The following is a 2,517-nucleotide window of genomic DNA, read 5'->3' as shown; positions in this document are numbered from 1 at the left end:
CACCGAGCGCGCGCCGACTTTCAGGCTGCGCAGCAGCCCGCGCGGGTGACGCTTGAGCTGATTGAGCCGCACGTAGTCCTGCTGCATCACCACCATGTTCAGCGGCACCTTGCCGTACGCCGGCTCGAGGCCCTTCTCGTCGGGCCCGAGCTTGCGGGCGTCGAACGGCTTCGGTTCGACGGAGCGGCCGGCTGGCCGCCCGCCCGGCGTCTCCGGGTAGTAGTCCGAGTAGCCCGGAACCCAGCACAGCTTCAGCGGCGAGTTCTTCAGCACGAACGACAGCATCTCGGGCCCACGCTCGAGGTAGGTGTCGATGCGCTCGGCGGGCACCACGTCGCCGACGATCGTGTGCAGATACTGCCGTGCGGCGGCGGGGGTGTCTTTGACGCCGTCGCGGCGCAGCACCTCGTTGTTGGGGATCCACACGCCGCCACCTGACCGCGCAGTGGAACCGCCATAGTGCGGGGCCTTCTCAATGACTACCGTAGAAAGGCCGTTGTGGGCGGCGGTGAGGGCGGCGACCATGCCGGCGGCACCACTACCGACGACGACGACGTCATACTCCTGATCGGTCATGTAGAACACGTTATAGAATTGCCCAGCAGCCGAACAACTGGCCCGGTCCAAGAAACGAGGGGACTTCGCAAATGCTGTCCGAACGAACTCGCGAAGAACTGGCCGCCGACCTGGCCCAGGCTGAGCGTAGTCGGGTCCCGATCGCCCCGTTGACCGCCGCAAACCCCGACATCGATGTGGTCGATGCCTACGAGATCCAGCTGATCAACATCCGCCAGCGCGTCGCGGAGGGCGCCCGGGTGATCGGGCACAAAGTGGGGCTGTCCTCGGAGGCCATGCAGAAGATGATGAACGTCGACGAGCCCGACTACGGGCATCTGCTCGACGAAATGCAGGTCTACCAAGATCGGCCGGTGGTGTCCGCGAACTACTTGTATCCGCGGGTGGAGGTGGAGGTCGGGTTCATCCTGGCCGACGACCTGCCCGGGGCCGGCTGCACCGAGGACGACGTGCTGGCCGCGACGGCTGCGTTCGCCCCGTCGATCGAGCTGATCGACACCCGCATCACCGACTGGAAGATCAAACTCTGCGACACCATCGCCGACAACGCCTCCTCGGCGGGCTGGGTGCTGGGCGAAGCTCGGGTGTCACCCAAAGACATCGACATCCGCGCCATCGACGCAGTGTTGACCAACAACGGTGAGGTCGTTGCGAAGGGCAGAAGCGATGCGGTGCTGGGCAATCCGGTGACCGCGGTGGCGTGGCTGGCCCGCAAGGTGGAGAGTTTCGGCGTCCGGCTGAGGGCCGGCGACATCGTCCTGCCGGGGTCGTGCACACGTGCGATAGATGCACCTCCGGGCAGCAAATTCGTCGCCGACTTCACCGGGTTAGGGTCAGTACGACTGAGTTTTGAATAGGTCCAATTAAGCGAGGAGTACACATGCCCGCGAAGGCGTCTGTCGCGATCGTGGGATCGGGCAACATCAGCACCGATCTGCTCTACAAACTGCTGCGCTCGGAATGGCTCGAGCCGCGCTGGATGATCGGCATCGACCCGGAGAGCGAAGGTCTGGCCCGGGCCCGCAAGCTTGGGCTGGAGACCTCCCACGAGGGGGTGGACTGGCTGCTCGCCCAGGCCGAGAAGCCCGACCTGGTGTTCGAGGCGACCAGCGCCTACGTGCACCGCGACGCCGCGCCACGCTACGCCGAGGCCGGCATCCGCGCGGTCGACCTGACCCCGGCCGCCGTCGGCCCCGGGGTGATCCCGCCGGCGAACCTGCGCGACCATCTCGACGCACCGAACGTCAACATGGTCACCTGCGGCGGGCAGGCCACCATCCCGATCGTCTACGCGGTGTCGCGCGCCGTCGCCGAGCAGGGCGGGGTGCCGTACGGCGAGATCGTGGCGTCGGTGTCGTCGGCATCGGCCGGGCCGGGCACCCGGGCCAACATCGACGAGTTCACCAAGACCACCGCGGCCGGCGTGGAGAACATCGGCGGCGCGGCGCGCGGCAAGGCGATCATCATCCTCAACCCGGCCGACCCGCCCATGATCATGCGCGACACCATCTTCTGCGCCATCCCCGAGGATGCCGACCACGACGCGATCGCACAGTCCATCCAGGACGTGGTCGCCGAGGTGCAGAGCTACGTGCCTGGCTACCGGCTGCTCAACGAGCCGCAGTTCGACGAGCCGTCGGTGGTCAACGGGGGCAACTACCTGGTCACGACGTTCATCGAAGTGGAGGGTGCGGGCGACTACCTGCCGCCCTACGCTGGAAATCTGGACATCATGACCGCGGCGGCGACCAAGGTCGGCGAGGAGATCGCCAAGGAATCTCTCTCAGTGGGAGCCCAATCATGAGCATCAGCGATATCTACTTCGACCCGATGTGGGACATCCGGATGACCGACACGTCGCTGCGCGACGGCAGTCACCACAAACGCCACCAGTTCACCAAGGACGAGGTGGGGGCCATCGTCGCCGCGCTGGACACCGCC

The 2,517-nt window shown here is 66.3% G+C and carries 3 protein-coding genes; 2 read left to right on the top strand and 1 reads right to left on the bottom strand.

Translation table 11 applies throughout. The annotated features are described in order from the left end of the window. The coding region (locus ACN269_RS34560) for an FAD-dependent oxidoreductase (RefSeq protein ID WP_421477518.1) at nt 1-576 on the bottom strand (576 nt) is incomplete at its 3' end. Nucleotides 577-647: 71 nt separating this feature from the next. Between ACN269_RS34560 and ACN269_RS34555 the strand changes: the two genes are divergently transcribed. After that, the gene (locus ACN269_RS34555; RefSeq protein WP_421477516.1) at nt 648-1,433 is read left to right on the top strand and encodes a 2-keto-4-pentenoate hydratase; all 786 of its coding nucleotides are present in this window, start codon (nt 648-650) and stop codon (nt 1,431-1,433) included. 23 nt (nt 1,434-1,456) lie between these two features. Next, nucleotides 1,457-2,380: an acetaldehyde dehydrogenase (acetylating) gene (locus ACN269_RS34550; RefSeq protein WP_421477514.1), complete on the top strand. Its 924-nt coding sequence runs from the start codon at nt 1,457-1,459 to the stop codon at nt 2,378-2,380. The last annotated feature ends 137 nt before the right edge of the window (nt 2,381-2,517 follow it).

This window comes from Micromonospora sp. WMMD736, assembly GCF_049179015.1.
In the GTDB taxonomy this organism is placed as follows: domain Bacteria; phylum Actinomycetota; class Actinomycetes; order Mycobacteriales; family Micromonosporaceae; genus Micromonospora.
Note: the sequence above shows the minus strand (reverse complement) of the source record. Positions and strands in the feature narration are given on the sequence as shown.